The organism is Celeribacter baekdonensis (assembly GCF_900102315.1).
Classification (GTDB): Bacteria; Pseudomonadota; Alphaproteobacteria; order Rhodobacterales; family Rhodobacteraceae; genus Celeribacter; species Celeribacter baekdonensis.
In genome coordinates this window covers 72,629-90,704 of the sequence record NZ_FNBL01000007.1, presented here as the reverse complement: position 1 = coordinate 90,704, position 18,076 = coordinate 72,629, and the positions used below count along the sequence as shown (strand labels likewise).

Sequence of the window (18,076 nt, the reverse complement as noted above, 5' to 3'; positions counted from 1 at the left end):
AGGATAAAATCATGTTTTTCAAAACCACCCTTCTCGCGGGCGTCGCTGCCCTGTCTTTCGCTCTTCCGGCCATGGCTGACATCACCATCGAGGATGCCTACGCGCGCTCGTCCGGCATGACGGCCAAATCCGGTGCGGCGTTTTTCGTCATCCACAACACGGGTGACACCGATGATCGTCTGATCGCTGCGACCTCTGACATCGCCAAGCTCACCGAGTTGCACACCCACAAAGCCATGGGCGATGGCGTGATGAAAATGATGCGCGTGGACGAGGGCTTTGCGGTCCCGGCGCAAGGCACCCATGCTTTGGCGCGTGGAGGCGATCACGTCATGATGATGGGTCTGCTCAAACCGATGGGGCAGGGCGATGTGGTCACCGTGACCCTGACCTTTGAACAGGCGGGCGACATCACCGTCGAGATCCCCGTCGATCTGGAGCGCCAAGACGCCCCTGCCGCCATGACCATGCCGATGGATGGCACCGGGATGCAGAACGGTAAAATGGGCAATTGATCCCCCACAGGGCCTCCGTTTCGGCGGGGGCTCTGATCCCTCTTGATCTGGGTTCAAAAGAGGTTAAATGGCGGCTATGGACGTGGCAAATTTCGGGCCGCGCCTTCCCCCTTTTGAAAGTGAACCCCGGATCATGCTGAGCGCTTATGCGGTCCCGGAGGCCTTCTCGCCTGCCGAATGTGATGCGATCATTGCCTTGTCTCATGAAAAAGACCTTGCGGATGCGGGGTTGGTCGGCAATCGCTCTGACCATAACCTGCGCCGTGCTGAACTCGCATGGCTCGATGACCGCGATGGCGGTGGTTGGGTGATGGATCGGATCATGGCGCTTGTGGCTGAGGCCAACCGGACGCATTTCGATTTTGCCCTCACCGAGTTTGGCGAAAGCCCGCAGGTCGCCCGTTATGGTGCCGAGCGAGAGGGGCATTTTGTCTGGCATTCCGACATTGGCGAAGGCCCGCTTGCGTCCCGGCGCAAACTGACGCTTGTGGTGCAACTGTCTGAGGGGGCGGATTATTTGGGCGGCGTGCTTGAACTGCAAGCCGACGCCAACCTGCGCCCCTCGGATCGCGCGCGTGGTTCGGCCGTGCTGTTCCCGTCCTTCGTGCTGCATCGGGTCACTCCGGTCACCAAAGGCGAACGCTATTCCCTCACCACATGGGTGCATGGCCCGGCGTTTCGGTAACTAAGCTGCGCAGTTTTCTTATTTGGCAAAACACTCACATCCCGTTGCCAGCGAGCACATCAGCCACCCAATCGGGCACCACTTGGGTGGCTGGCCCCTCGATCACCGCATCAAACATCGCGCCGGAGGCCTCAAGGTTCAGCTCCAGCGTTTGCATTCTCAAGTGTCGGGCCATCTGCGAAAATCCCGCCGCCGGGTAGACCATGCCGGAGGTGCCGATGGAGACGAAGAGATCGCTGTTTTCCAAGGCGTCCTGGATCGCGTCCATGTGATAGGGAATTTCTCCAAACCACACGATGTCGGGTCGGGTGTGGGGTGCACCGCAGGCCGGGCAGGGATCAGAGACATGCATCTCCATCGGGGCGGGCCAACGATGGTCGCAGGACGCACAGAGCGCGCCCATGACCGAGCCATGCATGTGGATCACGTCGCGCGCTCCGCTGCGTTCCAACAGGTCATCGACATTTTGCGTCACCAAGGTCACCGGGCCGTCATAGTCGGCCTGCAACTTTGCTAGCGCCTCGTGGGCTGCGTTCGGCATTGCGGCGGCGGCTTGCGTTCGGCGCATGTTGTAGAACCGTTGCACCACTTCGGGATCGCGCTCAAAGGCCTCAAACGTGGCCACGTCCTCCACCCGATGATCTTCCCACAACCCATCCGCCGCGCGAAAGGTCCGTAATCCGCTTTCCGCCGACAGACCTGCGCCTGAGAGTATGAAAATTCCGCCCGCCATTCGAAGCCTCTCCTTTTTCCAAACCCTGCCTTGCTCCGCCCGGCCTGACAAGGGTAGCCTGAACGCATAGGAGGCCCATATGCAGAAAATCGTCTTTGTCTGTCTTGGCAATATCTGCCGCTCTCCCACGGCTGAGGCGGTTGTGGCCACCAAGGCGCGGGCGCAGGCGCAGGCGATTCTGGTCGACAGCGCCGGCACCGGCGATTGGCATATGGGCGAGGCACCTTATGGCCCGATGCAAACCGCCGCCGCCCGGCGCGGCTATGACCTTTCCGGCTTGCGGGCGCGTCAGGTGTCCGCCGGGGATTTTGTTGCTTTCGATGTGATTGTGGTGATGGATGAGGCCAACCAGCGCGATGTCGAGGCGCTTCGGCCCCAGGGCAACACGACGCCCGTGCGTTTGATGATGTCCTATGCGCCCGATGCCGGGGTTACCGCCGTGCCAGACCCCTATTACACCCGCAATTTTGACGAGGCGCTCGACCTGATCGAGGCCGCCGCCGAAGGGCTACTTGCCGTTCTCGATCCGTAACCAGCGAAAGGCGCGTTTCAACTCCGCCGTGCCGTTGTGATCATACCAACGCCCGTGGCTTAGGATCACCTTTTCGGGCGCCCAGCTGATCACTTCGCGGATGGTTTTGCGGGCTTTGGCCTTGGATTTGAATGTGCCGCGCATGTCCGCCGGGGCCTTGCCATCCGGGTCCAAAATCCCCGCCAAACGCATCAAAATGGCCTTGAACCGCCCGACTTTCGCGGCCTCGAAATTCTCGATCAGATCGGTGAGGATCAGGGTCTTGGACGGGATGTGATAAAACACCACCTCGTGCAAAAATCGATGCCCTTTCACAAGCCTCTGGCGCAGCACGGCTTCGGTTCCCACGGGCACGTCATCTCCCATAACCACATGTTTTGGAAAAGGAATATTGTATTTCGCCGCGCGTTCTTTCACGCCGGGGGCGGCCAGAACCTGCGCGTGTGGAAACCGGTCGTGCCACAGATGCACCGAAACATAATGGATCGGATTGGGCGCGATCAGCCAGCTGATCGGCCCCAAATCCGCTATCTCATTCAACAGCTCTTCATCAAGTGCAATCGGCGAATGCACCCAAAGCCGCCCGTTGATGCGCACCACCGTCATCCGGGTCGGAAATCCGATGCCGTAAAACGGCACAGGCGGCCCGTCCGCGATCCAAATCTCGGGGCCGACAGGTTTGAGTGTGTTCAACGGTTCGTAGAGTGCTTGCTCAGCCACAGTATTGTTCTGCCGCCGCGCCAAAGGCTTTGTAGCGTTGCCAGAAACTTTCGTGCGAGCTGTTGTCCGACTGGCGCACGTCCTGCGCCTTTTGCGGGTTCTTAAAGAACTTCGCGGCTTGGCGCTGATCCCCGTTTGTCAGGGTCATATCGGCCACCTGTTGAATACAGCCGCAGAGATTGCGGTTGTTGGCCGCCCGATCCGAGGACATGCACGCCCGCTCGATCGCGCCCGCGTGCGCCGGGATCGGCGTAAGGGTTGCACTGGCCACTGTCGCGAAAGTCGCCACGGCGATTACGGTTTTTTTCATCTTACTGCCTCTCAATCCAAACCACGAGGCCCCGTCTTTTTGCGCTTTCGTGGCATTGTCACACGCCCGCAGGGTCCGCCGTCTTGGTGAATAATGTGCAAAGAGTAGCCTGAGTCTGCCATTTGGCGCAATTGCAGAGTTTGTCGCGGGGGAGAAGGGAGGCGGAGGGTTGCTGAGTGGGAGTCCTTTCCCCGTCGATATCTTGGCATCGACACGCGCCCGCCCGCGCTAAGGTGGGTGCGTGAGGCTTGTCATTCGCGTGAAAGTCGGAACAATACAGATGTAATTCGGGATCGGGAGCTAATTGGATGGGTGATTTTGAGCAGAAAAAGATTGCACTTGTGTATGATTTTGATGGGACTCTCAGCCCCGAACCGATGCAGCATTATGGCGTATTGTCGGAGCTTGGTGTCGAGGCAAGCGACTTTTGGAATGATGTGAAAGAGAAAAAGTCGAAAGAACGAGCGGAAGAACTGCTTGTTTATATGAAGGAAATGATTGATCTCGCAGAAGAAAGAAATGTGTCTTTAGACAAGAAAGCTTTCGCGAACCATGGAGCGAAAATTAAGTTGTTTGAGGGCGTGGAAACTTGGTTCCCGAGAATTAATAAATACATTAGAGATCGCGCTCCTGACATTGAGGTCGAGCACTACATTATTTCAGCTGGCCTAAAGGAGATGATAGTTGGCTGCTCAATTGCCAAATATTTCAAAGAAATATACGCATGTGAATTTCGCTATAATGAGCAAGATAAGCCTGTTTGGCCTGCAAGGATAATTTCGGACACATCGAAAACTCAGTATCTATTTCGTATCAACAAAGGCGTATTGGACGTAAATGACAGTATTAACTCACACATGCCCCGAGAAGAGAGACGAATTCCATTTGATGATATGCTCTATTTTGGAGATGGGGACACCGACGTTCCAAGCATGGCTGTGATGATGCAATCTGAAGGTCATTCAATTGCGGTTCATAAACCTGGCGGCTGTCCTCGAAAGTGCATCGCGTTGAAGAAAGCAAAGCGAATAGATTTTTTCGCTGCCGCCGATTACCGGGACGGTTCAGAACTGGATGTTTTGGTGAAAGCGACGCTAGATGTCATTGTAGATAGAATTCTATTGCGAGACCGCATTTCTCAACTACGAGTTTGACAAGGGAAAGTGTTAAAGGAAAAAACTTAGCCACTGTTTCACTGCTTTCAGCCCCCTTGCCATTCCCCCCATTTCCCCCCATAGAAACAGGCTCATTCTCAACCTGCGCAGGCCTTCCATGACCGAGCTGAAAAACATCCGTAACTTCTCCATCGTCGCTCATATCGACCACGGGAAATCGACCCTTGCTGACCGGCTGATCCAGTCCACGCACACGGTGGCGGACCGGGATATGAAGGCGCAGATGTTGGACAGTATGGACATCGAACGCGAGCGCGGGATCACGATCAAGGCCAACTCGGTGCGGATCGAATACACCGCCAAGGATGGTGAGCTTTATATCCTCAACCTCATCGACACCCCCGGCCACGTTGACTTTGCCTATGAGGTGTCGCGCTCGATGCAGGCCGTTGAGGGGTCTTTGCTGGTCGTTGACGCCACTCAGGGTGTTGAGGCGCAAACCTTGGCCAACGTGTACCAAGCCATTGATGCGGATCATGAAATCGTCCCGGTGTTGAATAAAATCGACCTGCCGGCCGCCGAGCCGGAGCGCGTCTGTGAGCAGATCGAGGATGTGATCGGCATTGACGCCTCTGAGGCGATTGAGATTTCCGCCAAGACCGGCATCGGCATCCCGGATGTTTTGGAGGCCATCGTAACCCGTCTGCCCGCCCCCAAAGGCACCCGCGATGCGCCGCTCAAAGCGATGCTGGTGGACAGTTGGTATGACAGCTACCTTGGCGTTGTCGTTCTGATCCGCGTCATCGACGGCGTGATCAAAAAGGGCGACAAGATCAAGATGATGAAAACCGGTGCCGCTTACGGTGTCGACAAACTCTCGGTGCTCAAACCGCAGATGGTCGATATTGCCGAACTGGGGCCGGGCGAGATCGGCATTTTCACCGCCTCGATCAAACAGGTCCGCGACACCAAAGTTGGTGACACCATTACGCATGAGAAAAAGCCCTGTGCCACCGCACTTCCGGGCTTTAAACCCTCGATCCCAGTGGTGTTCTGTGGCCTCTTCCCGGTCGATGCCAATGACTTTGACGACCTGCGCAATGCCATCGAAAAACTGCAACTCAACGATGCCTCCTTCTCGTCTGAAATGGAAACATCCGCCGCTTTGGGCTTTGGTTTTCGCTGCGGCTTCTTGGGGCTGTTGCACCTCGAAGTGATCCGCGACCGGCTTGAGCGCGAATATGACATCAACCTGATCACCACCGCGCCTTCGGTGATCTACAAACTCCACATGCGCGATGGCTCGATCCAAGAGCTGCACAACCCCGCCGACATGCCCGATCTGACCTTCCTCGATCACATCGAAGAGCCGCGCATCAAGGCGACGATCATGGTGCCGGACGAGTATCTGGGCGATGTGTTGAAACTCTGCCAAGACCGCCGGGGCATCCAGATGGACCTGACCTATGCGGGCTCGCGCGCCATGGTCGTCTATGACCTGCCGCTCAACGAGGTGGTGTTTGATTTCTACGATCGGCTCAAATCCATCACCAAAGGCTATGCGTCCTTTGATTATCAAATGATGGGCTACCGCGAGGACAACCTTGTCAAAATGTCGATCCTTGTGAACGACGAACCGGTGGATGCGCTGTCCACCATGGTCCACCGCGACCGCGCCGACGCCCGTGGCCGTGCGATGTGTGAAAAACTCAAAGACCTGATCCCGCGCCACATGTTCAAAATCCCGATCCAAGCGGCCATCGGCGGCAAAGTCATCGCCCGCGAGACCCTCTCTGCGATGCGCAAAGACGTGACCGCGAAATGTTACGGTGGCGATGCGACCCGGAAGAAGAAACTTCTGGAGAAGCAGAAGGCCGGCAAGAAGAAGATGCGCCAGTTCGGGAAGGTCGAGATACCTCAGGAAGCGTTTATTAACGCGCTGAAGATGGATGACTAACTTTTTGAGGTCGTGTGTAAGCCTAATAGAGGCGCTGGCGGTGCCGCACCTCTATTAGGCCAAGCTGAAAGTTTGGAGTGTTCAATTTTATTTTATAAAAACAAAGGCCAGCACTGGGGCTGGCCTTTAAATCGATCATTTTCGATACGATGCTTATGCTACATGCATAATTTCCTTATCGCATTCATCAAGTTCATCTGCGGTTTCGATCTCGGAACCAGCAGAAAAATTCCATTCTGCAACGCTTTTGTCGCACCAATCTTCATCGGAAATCTCATCGATAAGCGTTTTTCCGGCAGGAACGGACTCGATGCGCGCGATCGCAGCCAAGATGCTAGCTTTGGCGTCAGAAGACTCCATTAGCGCGTTCTTTGCGACTTCGTGTGTCATTTCAGTTCCTTTCCTAGGTAATTTCCACCATGTGCGACGTGCTCATGATGGTAATCGCTGTACCCGTATCGTCGGTATTTTCCCGAGTCAACGGCATCTTTAATTAAAACTCGCTCACATCCAAGAAGTTTCGCGTATTCTTCTGCGCAAGTTAGAATGGGCCAAAGAGCCCTTCCTTGTAGATAGTGTTCGCCAAAATACCTTTCAATCCACTTAACTGTGAGGTGGGTTCTAGCATGTGAGGGATTTCCGAGTGCCAGTGCCACTAAAACTTGGGTTCCATTAACTTCCTGCCATATTGCTAAATCAAAATGGTCTTTTCGTGGCAAATATCGATAAACTAGGCTTTCCCATTTTTCTGAAAGCCCTGAAAAATTATCCGGATAATGTTTAGGCCACTCAGTCGTAGCATATTCTATGGCATTGCCTTTATCTTGACCAATAATCGAACAAAGCGTAGTTTTATCCCAATTCTTGATATCACCTGTCTTTAGCAGCCGTTTGTTAACAGCTTCCATGGTACGCCTGCGCGCTTCGTCTTTAAGTATGTAAAAGTATTCGAAGTCACCCAAAATACAATTTCCCGATCAACTAAATTTTATTGTTTAAATAATCGGTTGTTATCTAAACACGCGCAAGACAAAAATGCCGCGCTTCAAGCTATTTATTGTCTCGCCCAATACAAGTTCTGTATGGTCCAATCTCAATTTTAACATGTCACAAAAAAACGCCCACCAAACGGCGGGCGCTGTCTACTCACATCACGTCAGAGATCACATCCCCGACTGCACCTCACGGCTTTCCTGAGAAATCGCGGAGCCGGCTTGGGACAGGTCTTGGCCTGCGCCTTCGATGGTTTCGCAGGCGGCGAGGGCCAAAAGGCACAATCCGATCATGAGGGTGCGTGTCATGGGTCACTCCATTTTAAATGTCTGTCCCCACATATTTAGGGCGATGCAGAGGGATGTCGAACCCGTGGGCAAACTCCCGCGCAGGGGGGCGTTTGTCTCAGATCAAAGCAGTATTGCAAAAATGCCTTATTTTCCAACATGCGCGATCGACTTTAAGGGAGAGACCCCATGACCCGCCTTGCTGGCATCCTGTTTTCGCTGATTTCCACAACCTTGATGGGCGTCGCCATTGTCGTGGCTTTGACCATCGGCAAGGACACGTTGCAACCGATCCTGATCGCCGCAGCCATCGGGTTTGTTGTTGCGATTCCAGTGACTTGGATCATTTCGAAAAAACTCACCGAAGAGTTTTGACCGAAGAATTTTGACCGAAAAATTTTGATCGGCGCGTTTTGATCCGCGATCAACGCGCGTCGATGGCCTCCATCCATGCGCGCAAAGCCGCCTCAAATTCACGTGGTTTCTCGGCATGAAGCCAATGGCCCGTGCCGGGAATGGAGGCGAATTTTGCGTGCGGGAACAGGGCTTTGGTGGCGTCCCTGTGGTCGCGAGAGACATAGGTGCTTTCGCCGCCGGAGAGGAAAAACGCAGGCCCGTCATAGGTGCCTGGCACCTCTGGAAATCCGACGATCTTGCCCATTTCGGCCTCAAGAACATCCAGATTCAAAAGCCATTTTTTCTCTTTGACGACAAGGCTTTGTAGCAAAAATGCGCGCACGCCAGCGTCCAAAATATCATGCGCCAACATCCGGTCCGCGTCCGAGCGTTTCTCCACCTGTGAGAGGTCCAGCCCGCGTATCGCATGGATCAAAGGCGTGTTGTCATGGCTGTAAGAGACGGGTGAAATATCCGCAACAATCAAGGATTTAAGCAGCTCAGGCCGGGTCAGGGCCAGCACCATCGCCGCCTTGCCGCCCATCGAATGGCCCATCACATGACAGGGGCCATAGGCGTCGATATGCGCCTCCAAGACTTCGGCCAAATCCGCGGCCATGTCCGGGTAGCTTTGGGTCGCAAACCGCGCGCTTTCGCCGTGGTTGCGCATGTCAACCGAGAGGACAAGCCGTTGATCGGAAAGACGTTTCGCGATGACGCCCCAGTTGCGGGCGGACCCGAACAAGCCGTGGACGATCAAAAGGGGCGGGCGGTCCGTTTGGGGGCCGGAGAGAACGGTGTTGAGCATGTCCCACAGATAGCTGCTTGGCGGCCCCTGTCAAACCCCTTAAAACAACGATATGAGTACATCCATCGCCCATAGAGCCGAAGAGTTGAGCACGCTTTTGCGTGACCGGATGGGCGTGCATCTGGGCGATGGGTTTGAGGCCAAGTTCGCAAAGGCCGGGCGGCGTTTGCCGCGTTGGGCGCGTCGGAAAGGGGAGGTGATCCTTGAGGCTATGGCCTTGGAAACACATCCGAAATTGGCACAACAGATCAACCATGCCAAGGTGAACCGAGCCTTTAAGGAGCTGCGTTATTTCCTCAGGCGGCAAGATTCAAAAGCCCGCGTCAAAAACCGCATCCTCGATTGGATCACCACCGTGGCCTTTATCCTCTTTGTCACGGGCGGATTGATCCTTGGCGTTATGATGTGGCGCGGTCTGATTTAGGGTCTGATTTAGGATCTGGTCTAAACGGCACGGGCGAAAGCGCGTCACGTTGGACCAAGGTGACGGTGACAAAGCTCACATAGAGCAAAAGATACCACGATCCCATTTTCGAGAAATGCACAAGCTCGCCGGGCACTTGGCCGGAGTAGAGCCAGATTTTCGTGGCGGTTCCGACGTTTTCCGCGACCCAAAGGAAAAAGGCTGACAACACCCCGGCGAGAGGCATCGGCATCCAGTACCAACCGCCAATGCGATACCACACACGGGTGCGGGCATAGAGCAGCAGGGAGGCCACGAAGAGGCCGAGGCGGATGTCCGGCCCAAAGTGATGTGTGAAGAAATTCAGATAGATGGCTCCCGCAAACAGCAGAGAGGCCCAATAGGGCGGGTAGGGCGCGAACCGCATGTCAAAGAGGCGAATGGCGCGGGCCATGAAGCTACCAACAGAGGCATACATAAAGCCGGAAAATAGGGGCACGCCACCGATTTTGATCAGGCCTGCGCCGGGGTAATCCCAACTGCCCATGTGGAGTTTGAAAATCTCCATGACCGTGCCGGTGAGATGAAACAGCAGGATGACCTTGGCCTCGCCCACGGTCTCCAGCCGAAACACCAAAAACAGGATTTGCAGGCTCAAAGCATAGGCCAAAAGCGCGTCATAGCGGGCAATGGGCCAGTCGTCTTGCCAGAGCTTATGAGTGATCATCATCGCGATCAAAAGCAGCCCGCCAAACAGCGCGGCCCAGCCCATTTTGACCACGAACATGATGAGTTCGCTTACACTATGCGGCAAACGCGCGCGCAGCCTATCGCCTAAGGCGCGCTCGATTTGGGTCGGTTGAGCCATTTTACATCACTGATTATTCATACTTAAATGTCAAAAAGGGGCCCAGTGGGGGCCCCTTTGAAATTATGCTCCGACCGCTCTTACAGGTTCGGATAGAGCGGGAATTTTTCGCACAGCGCTTCCACCTTGGCTTTCACCTCGGCTTCGACTTCGGCATTGCCCTCTTCGCCATTGGTGGCCAGACCATCGACCACTTCGACGATCCAATCGGCAATCTGGCGGAACTCGGCCTCGCCAAACCCGCGTGTGGTGCCCGCAGGCGTCCCAAGACGTACACCAGAGGTGATCATCGGCGGTTCCGGGTCAAACGGGATGCCGTTTTTGTTGCAGGTGATGTGCGCACGCTCCAAAGCGGCCTCAGTGATTTTGCCGTTCACGCCTTTGGGGCGCAGATCGACCAGCAACACATGGGTGTCGGTGCCGCCGGTGACGATATCAAGACCCCCTTTCATCAACTGATCGGCCAGCGCTTGCGCGTTCACGATCACTTGCTTGGCGTATTCTTTGAACTCGGGGCGCAGGGCCTCGCCAAAGGCCACGGCTTTCGCCGCGATCACATGCATCAAGGGGCCGCCCTGGATACCGGGGAAGATCGCGGAGTTTACCTTTTTGGCGATTTCGACATCGTTGGTCAGGATCATGCCGCCGCGCGGACCGCGCAGGGTTTTGTGGGTCGTGGTGGTCGCGACATCGGCATAGGGGAAGGGCGAGGGGTGCTGACCACCCGCGACGAGACCGGCGAAATGGGCCATATCGACCATCAGATAGGCACCGACAGAATCAGCGATCTCACGCATTTTCTTGAAATCCACCTGACGTGGAATGGCGGAGCCGCCAGCGATGATCATCTTGGGTTTGTGTTCGTTGGCCAGTTCTTGCACCTGATCATAGTCGATGCGCTGGTCCTGTTTGCGTACGCCGTATTGGATGGCGTTGAACCATTTGCCGGATTGGTTCGGCTTGGCACCATGGGTCAGGTGACCACCAGCATCCAGGGACATGCCAAGGATGGTGTCACCGGGTTCGAGCAGCGCCTGAAACACGCCTTGGTTGGCTTGTGAGCCGGAATTTGGCTGTACGTTCACATACTTAACGTCAAACAACTCTTTCGCGCGATCCCGCGCAAGGTTCTCGGCGATGTCCACATATTGGCACCCGCCATAGTAGCGACGACCCGGATAGCCTTCGGCATATTTGTTGGTCAGGACCGAGCCTTGGGCCTCCATCACCGCAGCGGAGACGATGTTTTCAGAGGCGATCAATTCGATCTCATGGCGCTGACGGCCAAGCTCTTGGGTGATCGAACCGAACAGTTCGGGGTCACGGGTGGACAGGCTTTCGGTAAAGAAACCGGAATCGCGGACATTGGACGTCATGCACATGCTCCTTGGCAGCGTGGGAGTGTCGCGGGCTTCTTAGCCATTCTGTCACATTTGGAAAACCCTCATCCGTTGCATAATGATGATGAAATGAGCGATCCGGGTGATCAGAGAGGGCAGGGGTTTCCGATCCGCGCCACGCGTCTCGGGATCGGGACGTTTGGGGGGCGGCTTTCGAGGGGGCGCATCGTGCGAAAAAGCGTGAATTCCGGCTAAGGCTTTGGTAACCAAGGGCACGGACCGCACCGGTTCGCCCCTCTTCGCCAGACAAAGAGAAGTCCCACAGATGGTCAAAATTGCCTTTGCGGCCAGCGATGCCCAAATCGCGCAGCGTGCTCTTGAACGGTTGCAGGCGCGTTATGCGTCTGTTCCGTTGGAGGAGGCGGATGTGATCGTGGCACTTGGCGGTGATGGGTTCATGCTTCAGACGCTGCATGGGACCATGCATCTCGACACGCCGGTCTATGGCATGAATTGCGGCACGGTCGGATTTTTGATGAACGAGTTCCAGGATGACAATTTGGTCGAACGTTTGCTGGCGGCCGAGGAAGAGGTGATCAACCCGCTCTCGATGGTGGCCGCAGATGCCGATGGGGTGGAACATACCGCACTTGCGATCAACGAGGTCTCATTGTTGCGCGCCGGACCGCAGGCGGCGAAACTGCGGGTGTCCATTGACGGCAAGGTGCGGATGGATGAACTGGTCTGTGACGGTGTCCTTGTCTCGACGCCTGCCGGGTCGACCGCCTATAACTATTCCGCACGCGGGCCGATTTTACCGATTGGATCGGATGTTTTGGCACTGACCGCGATGGCGGCGTTTCGCCCCCGTCGGTGGCGCGGGGCCTTGCTGCCCAAAAGCGCAAAGGTCCGCTTTGACGTGTTGGAGCCGCAAAAACGTCCGGTTATGGCCGATGCCGACAGCCGCCATTCCGCCAATGTGGTCTGGGTCGAAATTGCCTCTGAACCAAACGTGCGTCACCGGATTCAGTTTGATCCGGGGCACGGGTTGGAAGAGCGGCTTTTGCGCGAACAATTCGTGTAAACGGCCACTGCGCCATGTTGGATTACGCCCTCCGTACACGGGTTAATGTTTGTGCCCTCCGCGCAGGTTTAATGTTTGTGCCCTCCGCGCAGGTTTAATGTTTGTGCGCTCCGCGCAGGTCTAATGTTTGTGCGCTCCGCGCACGGGGCGGCCCCATCCCTCCAGCTTTCGATAGAGTGTCGAGGGCGATACGCCAAGCGCACGCGCGGCTGAGGGAATGGACCCACCCGCATAGGTAATCGCCGCTTCGATCGCGCGGCGTTCGATTTCCGCCAGTGTCAGCCCGGCAAACGAATCTTGCAGCATGTGGCTTGGGACGCGGGCACTGGGCGCGCCTTGGGTCTTTCGTACCCCGCGCAGATAGGGGGGCAGATCGGACACATGAACCATCGGGCCGTCGTGCAACACGATGACATTCCACAACACGTTCATCAATTCGCGGATGTTTCCCGGCCAGGCATGATCCAGAAAAATCGCTTTGACTTCGGTCGATAGGGTTCGAAAGTCTCGCCCCTCGCGGGCACAGAGCCGATCCAGTTCGGTTTCGGCAATTTCCACCACATCCAGACCACGCGCCCGCAAAGGCGGCAGGTGGATCGGCACGACGTTCAGCCGATAAAACAGATCGGCCCGAAAGCGGCCGGCCTGCACTTCGGTGCGCGGATCGACGGTGCTGGTGCAAATCAGGCGAAACTCGGCGGGGCGTCCAGAGGTTGTACCGATTGGGGTGATCACGCCACTTTGCAACATGTTCAAAAGCCGGGCTTGCATAGGTAAGGACAGGGTACAGATTTCATCCAACAACAAGGTGCCGCCATTGGCCAACTCTGCCACGCCGATCTTTTCCGGCATGCCCGGCATAGCAATATGGCCCAGCAATTCGGCTTCGATCGTGTCCGGGGCGGCGGTGGAACAATCCAGTTTGACGAAGGCACCGTCTTTGAAACCAGACTGGTCATGGATTGCGGCGGCGGCTTTGACTTTGCCCGTGCCATTTTCTCCGGTGATAAACACGCTGGCCGCTGATCCGGCCACGGCACGGATTGTGCTATAAATGTCCTTCATGAGATCCGAAGACCCGATCAGCCCGTCCGTTTCGACCCCATCGACGGCATAGGGCTGCACGTATTGTCCAAGGCTGCGCCCGGTCAGCGTGTTGGCGATGGTGGCCTTGAGGTGTTCAGGTTCGATGGGTTTGACGAGAAAATCCATCGCCCCGTTGCGCATGGCCGAGACGGCGCGATCAACAGAGGCAAAGGCTGTGATTGCGATCAGCTTGATGGACGGGTCGCGGTCTTTCAGGGTTTTGATAAGTTCAATCCCGTCTCCGTCCGGCAAGACCAGATCAACAAGAGCGATCCCCGGGGCCGCTGTTGCCGACAAGGCGAGCGCTTCGGCGCGGCTGCGCGCAGGCAGGACGGTGTAACCCGCAGCCTCAAGAGTGGCCGTGAACAGGGTCAGGTGCGTGTCGACATCATCAACGATTAAAATTGGTTTTTGGGACATTTGTGTCCGTCTCGCTATGTATGAGTAGGTGAATGGATTTTTGAATATTTGAGGCAGTTTGGCGGAGCGTTGCCAAGATCGCAATGATTTCCGTATCTGACATCAAATCGGAGTGTTCTGACAGGTGGCGTGCTCGGTCTTGGGCCGTGGTGGAATAAGAGGTTGCAAAGAGGCCAGATAGGGCGTGGGTCGCCAGTCTCAAGGCCGTTTGAGATTGAGGGGACCGCCCTTCCTCTATGGCTGTGAGAGCGAGGCTTAGGTAGTGGTCCAGATCGGCGGATAAGTGAGTCAGCATATTTTCGGCAACGGCTCTGGGCAGCCGTGTGACCAGTTCTTGTAGGCTGGGTGGCGTATGGTGCGCCGGATGCGCGGCGGGTTTGAGTTCTGTGTCGGGCAGGGGCACATTGAGCGCGCGACAGGTGATGTGAAGGATTTCCGTTTGCGAGGGAAAGGGCTTTGGCAGGATGCCCTTTACGCCCATGCCCCGGATGGCCTGCATATTCACGTCAAACACATGCGACGTCACGGCGATGACCGGTGGCGGTGTCAAACCGCGATTTTTCAAGGTTTCAAGCACCTGTGGACCCGACACAAGCGGCAGTTCGATATCGAGGAAAACAATGTCGATTGTCACGTCCGGGGCCGAGAGAAGGTCAAGCGCTTCGGCCCCGTCCTCGGCGTCAAGCACGGTGAGGCCGAGCGTCGCAAGAGCGTGATGCATTGCCAGGCGCAGACTGGCACTGTCTTCGACCAAAAGCGCTGTGTAGGGACGCAGCATGGGGGGCAGCGGCCTTGGCGGTACGTGATCGGCCTCTGGCCTGTGATCCGTGCGGATCGGCAACACCAAACAGGCCTCCGCCCCCGCCTCTGGCAGATTGCGAAGCGTCAAGTTTCCGCCAAGGCGGTGCGCCGCATCACGGGCCACATATAACCCATAGCCGGAACCCGGTGCGCCGGACCCGATCGGCATGTGCGCGTGGCCTTCATGGTCGGTGAGAATATGCGGTGGAAAGCCGGGGCCGGTGTCGCAAATCCGCACAATGATGTCATCGCGGCCCTCTGAGACCTGTCGCGACACGTGCAGAAAAATCTGCCCCGGACCCGCATGGTGCAGCGCGTTGGACACAAGGTTGGACAGGACGCGTTCGAGCGACAACATGTCCCAATCCGCGCGGGTGGGCATGCTCTCCAGCCCTTCAAGGCACAGCGCGCTGCCAAACCGTGTGGTGATCCGCTGCCATCTCTGCGTAAGTTTTGTCAGGATAGCACGCGGGTTGACCATGAGGCGCGTGGCGGGGCGCTGTTTGTGGTCGTGAAACACGAGGTCTGCCACCTCATCCAGCAACCGCCCCAAATGCGCCCCTGTGGCCACCAGATGCTCGACGTCGCCTGTGAGATGCGGAGGGAGTTCGATGTGATCCAGGGTCGAGAGCCCGCTTTGCAATTCGGCAAAGGTTGACCGAATGTCATGGGACAAAAGGGAAATGCGACCCGCATCTTTGATCAACAGGTTTTGACTCTTTTGGCCGCTTTTTGTCACACTCACCCCCGATTACACTCTCACGACAGACAAAACGCGGCCCGGTTGAGGCCGCGTTTCTACGAGTCTCATCCGTCGATTAGTAATTTGTTAACCAACGGACGGGATTGGGACAGCCCTTTTTGCTTAAAATTTACCCTTTTGCGTATCCAAGGCCCTGAAGCGCCACTTTGATTTCGTCCAAAATGGCCGGATCGTCGATGGTCGCAGGCATTTTATAGGGTTGGTTGTCCGCAATCTTGACCATCGTCCCGCGTAGGATTTTGCCCGACCGGGTTTTTGGCAGGCGATCAACGACACAGGCCAATTTGAATGCGGCCACCGGGCCGATTTCATTGCGCACGGCCGTGACAACCTCTTTGACGATGGTGGCGTGATCCTTGGTGCACCCGGAGTTCAGGCACAAAAAGCCCAGCGGCGATTGCCCCTTAAGCTGATCCGCCACGCCAATAACCGCACATTCGGCCACATCCGGGTGGTTCGACAGCACTTCCTCCATCGCCCCGGTGGAGAGGCGGTGCCCGGCGACGTTGATCACGTCATCGGTGCGCGCCATGATGTAGACATAGCCGTCCGCATCCTTGATCCCGGCATCGCCCGTTTCGTAATAGCCGGGGAAGGTGGTGAGATAGGATTTTTTGTATCGCTCTTCGGCATTCCACAGGGTTTGCAAAGTGCCCGGCGGAAGCGGGAGCTTGATCGCAATGGCCCCAAGGTCGCCGTCTTTGACAGGGTGTCCGGCCTCGTCGAGAATCTCGATCTCATAGCCCGGCATGGCCACGGAGGGCGACCCGATTTTGATCGGAAGCTCTTCGATCCCAAGCGGGTTGGCGGCAATCGCCCAGCCGGTTTCGGTCTGCCACCAGTGGTCGATCACCGGCACACCAAATTTTTCCTGCGCCCATTTGATCGTGTCCGGGTCGGCCCGTTCGCCCGCCAGAAAGATCGCCTGAAGATCATGCAACTTGTAGCGTTTGATCCATTCGCCTGTCGGGTCTTCGCGTTTGATCGCGCGCAGGGCCGTTGGGGCAGTGAAGAACGATTTGACCCGTTGGTTTTGAATGATCCGCCAGAACACGCCCGCATGCGGGGTGCCGATGGGTTTGCCCTCAAACACAATGGTTTGCGCGCCTTTGATCAGCGGGCCGTAGCAAATATAGCTGTGCCCGACGACCCAGCCCACGTCAGACGCCGCCCAAAAGCGATCGCCCACGTCGATGTTGTAGATGTTCTTCATCGTCCAGTTGAGCGCCACAAGATGCCCGCCCGTGGCGCGTACAACGCCTTTGGGTTGGCCCGTGGTGCCGGAGGTGTAAAGGATATAGGCCGGGTGGTTGCCCTCAACGGGCACACAGTCTGCGGGTTTGACACCGTATTGGAAGCCATGCCACGAAAAATCGCGACCCTCGTTGAGTTTGGCCACCTCTTGTTCGCGTTGGAAGATCACGCAGAACTCGGGTTTATGCTCGGCCATATCAATGGCTTTGTCCAAAAGCGGCTTGTAATGGACCACGCGGTTCGGCTCCAAACCACAGGAGGCGGCAATGATCGCCTTGGGCGTACAGTCATCAATCCGCACCGCCAATTCATGCGCCGCAAAGCCGCCAAACACCACCGAATGCACCGCACCAATGCGGGCACAGGCCAACATCGCCTCAAGCGCTTCGGGGATCATCGGCATGTAAATGATGACGCGATCACCCTTTTCCACACCGCGCATTTTAAGCGCCCCGGCAAGTGAGGAGACGCGCGCCTGAAGCTCTTTATAGGTGATGCCTTTGGTGGCGTGGGTGATCGGGCTTTCGTGCATGATCGCGATCTCATCGCCGCGACCAGCCTCCACATGACGGTCCACCGCGTTGTAGCAGGTGTTGGTCAGCCCATCCGAGAACCATTCATAAATCGGTGCGTTTTCGTCAAAGAGGGCTTTGGACGGTTTTTTGTACCAATGAATCTCTTCGGCCGCCTGCATCCAAAAGGCCTCTGGGTCTGCTTTCCAGCCGTCATAAATATCTTTGTATGCCACTTTGCGTCCTCCTCGCTGACATGGCGTGAATGGCGCTGTGTGCGATTCCTTACAAGGCAGTTAGGCTGCGATGGAATGTCACTGGCGCCACGCACATGGGCAATGCCCGCTCCGGGCAGATGGGCAATGCCCGCTTCGGGCAGATGAGCAATGCCCGCTCCGGGGCTGTTGTTAGCAGACCCTGTTGAAAAAGTTTACATAAATTTCGCAAACTCCTATAGAAAAGTAGTTTGCAAAGTCTTGGCTGGAGGTGCTGTA

General features: G+C 56.4%; 20 protein-coding genes. 8 read left to right on the top strand and 12 right to left on the bottom strand.

Annotated elements, in window-relative coordinates:
- The first annotated feature begins 11 nt into the window (after positions 1 to 11).
- Complete coding sequence (locus BLT54_RS12855) at positions 12 to 515, top strand: copper chaperone PCu(A)C (RefSeq protein WP_074645642.1); 504 nt, start codon at positions 12 to 14, stop codon at positions 513 to 515.
- Positions 516 to 582: 67 nt separating this feature from the next.
- Positions 583 to 1,200, top strand: coding sequence for a 2OG-Fe(II) oxygenase (locus BLT54_RS12850; RefSeq protein ID WP_083351808.1), 618 nt, complete (start codon positions 583 to 585; stop codon positions 1,198 to 1,200).
- A gap of 34 nt (positions 1,201 to 1,234) precedes the next feature.
- Here the strand turns inward: BLT54_RS12850 and BLT54_RS12845 are convergent, their stop codons facing one another.
- Positions 1,235 to 1,933, bottom strand: a complete 699-nt coding sequence (locus BLT54_RS12845; RefSeq protein ID WP_074645640.1) for an NAD-dependent deacylase — start codon at positions 1,931 to 1,933, stop codon at positions 1,235 to 1,237.
- A gap of 79 nt (positions 1,934 to 2,012) precedes the next feature.
- On the opposite strand from BLT54_RS12845, the gene BLT54_RS12840 reads away from it, so the two are divergent.
- Positions 2,013 to 2,465: a low molecular weight protein-tyrosine-phosphatase gene (locus BLT54_RS12840; RefSeq protein ID WP_074645639.1), complete on the top strand. Its 453-nt coding sequence runs from the start codon at positions 2,013 to 2,015 to the stop codon at positions 2,463 to 2,465.
- On the opposite strand, the gene BLT54_RS12835 is transcribed toward BLT54_RS12840, so the two are convergent.
- Both BLT54_RS12835 and BLT54_RS12830 read right to left on the bottom strand, forming a co-directional pair.
- A complete protein-coding gene (locus BLT54_RS12835) occupies positions 2,442 to 3,185 on the bottom strand; it encodes a DUF4336 domain-containing protein (RefSeq protein ID WP_074645637.1) in 744 nt (247 codons plus the stop codon). The genes BLT54_RS12840 and BLT54_RS12835 overlap by 24 nt on opposite strands.
- Positions 3,178 to 3,495 carry a hypothetical protein gene (locus BLT54_RS12830; protein WP_074645635.1) on the bottom strand — a complete coding sequence of 106 codons (318 nt, stop codon included), beginning with the start codon at positions 3,493 to 3,495 and terminating at the stop codon, positions 3,178 to 3,180. Before BLT54_RS12830 ends, BLT54_RS12835 begins: the two co-directional genes overlap by 8 nt.
- A gap of 308 nt (positions 3,496 to 3,803) precedes the next feature.
- Between BLT54_RS12830 and BLT54_RS12825 the strand changes: the two genes are divergently transcribed.
- Together BLT54_RS12825 and lepA are read left to right on the top strand one after the other, a co-directional pair.
- Positions 3,804 to 4,649: an HAD family hydrolase gene (locus BLT54_RS12825; RefSeq protein ID WP_074645633.1), complete on the top strand. Its 846-nt coding sequence runs from the start codon at positions 3,804 to 3,806 to the stop codon at positions 4,647 to 4,649.
- Between the two features lie 118 nt (positions 4,650 to 4,767).
- Complete coding sequence (lepA, locus tag BLT54_RS12820; protein ID WP_009573063.1) at positions 4,768 to 6,567, top strand: translation elongation factor 4; 1,800 nt, start codon at positions 4,768 to 4,770, stop codon at positions 6,565 to 6,567.
- 153 nt (positions 6,568 to 6,720) lie between these two features.
- Here lepA and BLT54_RS12815 read toward each other — a convergent pair whose 3' ends face one another.
- The 3 genes from BLT54_RS12815 to BLT54_RS12810 form a co-directional block, all read right to left on the bottom strand.
- Positions 6,721 to 6,957, bottom strand: a complete 237-nt coding sequence (locus BLT54_RS12815; RefSeq protein WP_143026811.1) for a hypothetical protein — start codon at positions 6,955 to 6,957, stop codon at positions 6,721 to 6,723.
- Complete coding sequence (locus BLT54_RS22180) at positions 6,954 to 7,475, bottom strand: hypothetical protein (RefSeq protein ID WP_143026810.1); 522 nt, start codon at positions 7,473 to 7,475, stop codon at positions 6,954 to 6,956. The genes BLT54_RS12815 and BLT54_RS22180 overlap by 4 nt, the downstream gene beginning before the upstream one ends.
- Positions 7,476 to 7,730: 255 nt before the next feature.
- Positions 7,731 to 7,868 carry an entericidin A/B family lipoprotein gene (locus BLT54_RS12810; protein ID WP_074645630.1) on the bottom strand — a complete coding sequence of 46 codons (138 nt, stop codon included), beginning with the start codon at positions 7,866 to 7,868 and terminating at the stop codon, positions 7,731 to 7,733.
- A gap of 168 nt (positions 7,869 to 8,036) precedes the next feature.
- Here BLT54_RS12810 and BLT54_RS12805 point away from each other — a divergent pair, with 168 nt between their 5' ends.
- Positions 8,037 to 8,222, top strand: coding sequence for a hypothetical protein (locus tag BLT54_RS12805; protein ID WP_009573065.1), 186 nt, complete (start codon positions 8,037 to 8,039; stop codon positions 8,220 to 8,222).
- A 49-nt stretch (positions 8,223 to 8,271) separates the two neighbouring features.
- On the opposite strand, the gene BLT54_RS12800 is transcribed toward BLT54_RS12805, so the two are convergent.
- Entirely contained in the window at positions 8,272 to 9,051 is a 780-nt protein-coding gene (locus tag BLT54_RS12800; protein ID WP_074645628.1) for an alpha/beta fold hydrolase, read from the bottom strand.
- Between the two features lie 52 nt (positions 9,052 to 9,103).
- Here BLT54_RS12800 and BLT54_RS12795 point away from each other — a divergent pair, with 52 nt between their 5' ends.
- Entirely contained in the window at positions 9,104 to 9,475 is a 372-nt protein-coding gene (locus BLT54_RS12795; protein ID WP_143026809.1) for a hypothetical protein, read from the top strand.
- Here the strand turns inward: BLT54_RS12795 and BLT54_RS12790 are convergent.
- Together BLT54_RS12790 and glyA are read right to left on the bottom strand one after the other, a co-directional pair.
- Entirely contained in the window at positions 9,450 to 10,322 is an 873-nt protein-coding gene (locus BLT54_RS12790) for a DUF817 domain-containing protein (RefSeq protein ID WP_074645624.1), read from the bottom strand. The two genes, BLT54_RS12795 and BLT54_RS12790, sit on opposite strands and share 26 nt — an antisense overlap.
- A gap of 80 nt (positions 10,323 to 10,402) precedes the next feature.
- Positions 10,403 to 11,698, bottom strand: a complete 1,296-nt coding sequence (gene glyA, locus BLT54_RS12785; protein WP_074645622.1) for a serine hydroxymethyltransferase — start codon at positions 11,696 to 11,698, stop codon at positions 10,403 to 10,405.
- 289 nt (positions 11,699 to 11,987) lie between these two features.
- Here glyA and BLT54_RS12780 point away from each other — a divergent pair, with 289 nt between their 5' ends.
- On the top strand, positions 11,988 to 12,746 hold the full coding sequence (locus BLT54_RS12780) for an NAD kinase (RefSeq protein WP_009573070.1): 759 nt from the start codon (positions 11,988 to 11,990) through the stop codon (positions 12,744 to 12,746).
- A 120-nt stretch (positions 12,747 to 12,866) separates the two neighbouring features.
- Here BLT54_RS12780 and BLT54_RS12775 read toward each other — a convergent pair whose 3' ends face one another.
- From BLT54_RS12775 to BLT54_RS12765, 3 genes are all read right to left on the bottom strand, one after another.
- Complete coding sequence (locus BLT54_RS12775) at positions 12,867 to 14,252, bottom strand: sigma-54-dependent transcriptional regulator (protein WP_074645620.1); 1,386 nt, start codon at positions 14,250 to 14,252, stop codon at positions 12,867 to 12,869.
- Positions 14,224 to 15,759 carry a hybrid sensor histidine kinase/response regulator gene (locus BLT54_RS12770; RefSeq protein WP_143026808.1) on the bottom strand — a complete coding sequence of 512 codons (1,536 nt, stop codon included), beginning with the start codon at positions 15,757 to 15,759 and terminating at the stop codon, positions 14,224 to 14,226. Before BLT54_RS12770 ends, BLT54_RS12775 begins: the two co-directional genes overlap by 29 nt.
- A 166-nt stretch (positions 15,760 to 15,925) precedes the next feature.
- Entirely contained in the window at positions 15,926 to 17,818 is a 1,893-nt protein-coding gene (locus tag BLT54_RS12765; RefSeq protein WP_074645615.1) for a propionyl-CoA synthetase, read from the bottom strand.
- Positions 17,819 to 18,076 lie beyond the last annotated feature (258 nt).

Coding starts and splice junctions, on each gene's coding strand:
- BLT54_RS12855 (WP_074645642.1), top strand. CDS start 12: ATGTTTTTCAAAACCACCCTTCTCGCGGGCGTCGCTGCCCTGTCTTTC.
- BLT54_RS12850 (WP_083351808.1), top strand. CDS start 583: ATGGCGGCTATGGACGTGGCAAATTTCGGGCCGCGCCTTCCCCCTTTT.
- BLT54_RS12845 (WP_074645640.1), bottom strand. CDS start 1,933: ATGGCGGGCGGAATTTTCATACTCTCAGGCGCAGGTCTGTCGGCGGAA.
- BLT54_RS12840 (WP_074645639.1), top strand. CDS start 2,013: ATGCAGAAAATCGTCTTTGTCTGTCTTGGCAATATCTGCCGCTCTCCC.
- BLT54_RS12830 (WP_074645635.1), bottom strand. CDS start 3,495: ATGAAAAAAACCGTAATCGCCGTGGCGACTTTCGCGACAGTGGCCAGT.
- BLT54_RS12825 (WP_074645633.1), top strand. CDS start 3,804: ATGGGTGATTTTGAGCAGAAAAAGATTGCACTTGTGTATGATTTTGAT.
- lepA (WP_009573063.1), top strand. CDS start 4,768: ATGACCGAGCTGAAAAACATCCGTAACTTCTCCATCGTCGCTCATATC.
- BLT54_RS12815 (WP_143026811.1), bottom strand. CDS start 6,957: ATGACACACGAAGTCGCAAAGAACGCGCTAATGGAGTCTTCTGACGCC.
- BLT54_RS22180 (WP_143026810.1), bottom strand. CDS start 7,475: ATGGAAGCTGTTAACAAACGGCTGCTAAAGACAGGTGATATCAAGAAT.
- BLT54_RS12810 (WP_074645630.1), bottom strand. CDS start 7,868: ATGACACGCACCCTCATGATCGGATTGTGCCTTTTGGCCCTCGCCGCC.
- BLT54_RS12805 (WP_009573065.1), top strand. CDS start 8,037: ATGACCCGCCTTGCTGGCATCCTGTTTTCGCTGATTTCCACAACCTTG.
- BLT54_RS12800 (WP_074645628.1), bottom strand. CDS start 9,051: ATGCTCAACACCGTTCTCTCCGGCCCCCAAACGGACCGCCCGCCCCTT.
- BLT54_RS12795 (WP_143026809.1), top strand. CDS start 9,104: ATGAGTACATCCATCGCCCATAGAGCCGAAGAGTTGAGCACGCTTTTG.
- BLT54_RS12790 (WP_074645624.1), bottom strand. CDS start 10,322: ATGGCTCAACCGACCCAAATCGAGCGCGCCTTAGGCGATAGGCTGCGC.
- glyA (WP_074645622.1), bottom strand. CDS start 11,698: ATGACGTCCAATGTCCGCGATTCCGGTTTCTTTACCGAAAGCCTGTCC.
- BLT54_RS12780 (WP_009573070.1), top strand. CDS start 11,988: ATGGTCAAAATTGCCTTTGCGGCCAGCGATGCCCAAATCGCGCAGCGT.
- BLT54_RS12775 (WP_074645620.1), bottom strand. CDS start 14,252: ATGTCCCAAAAACCAATTTTAATCGTTGATGATGTCGACACGCACCTG.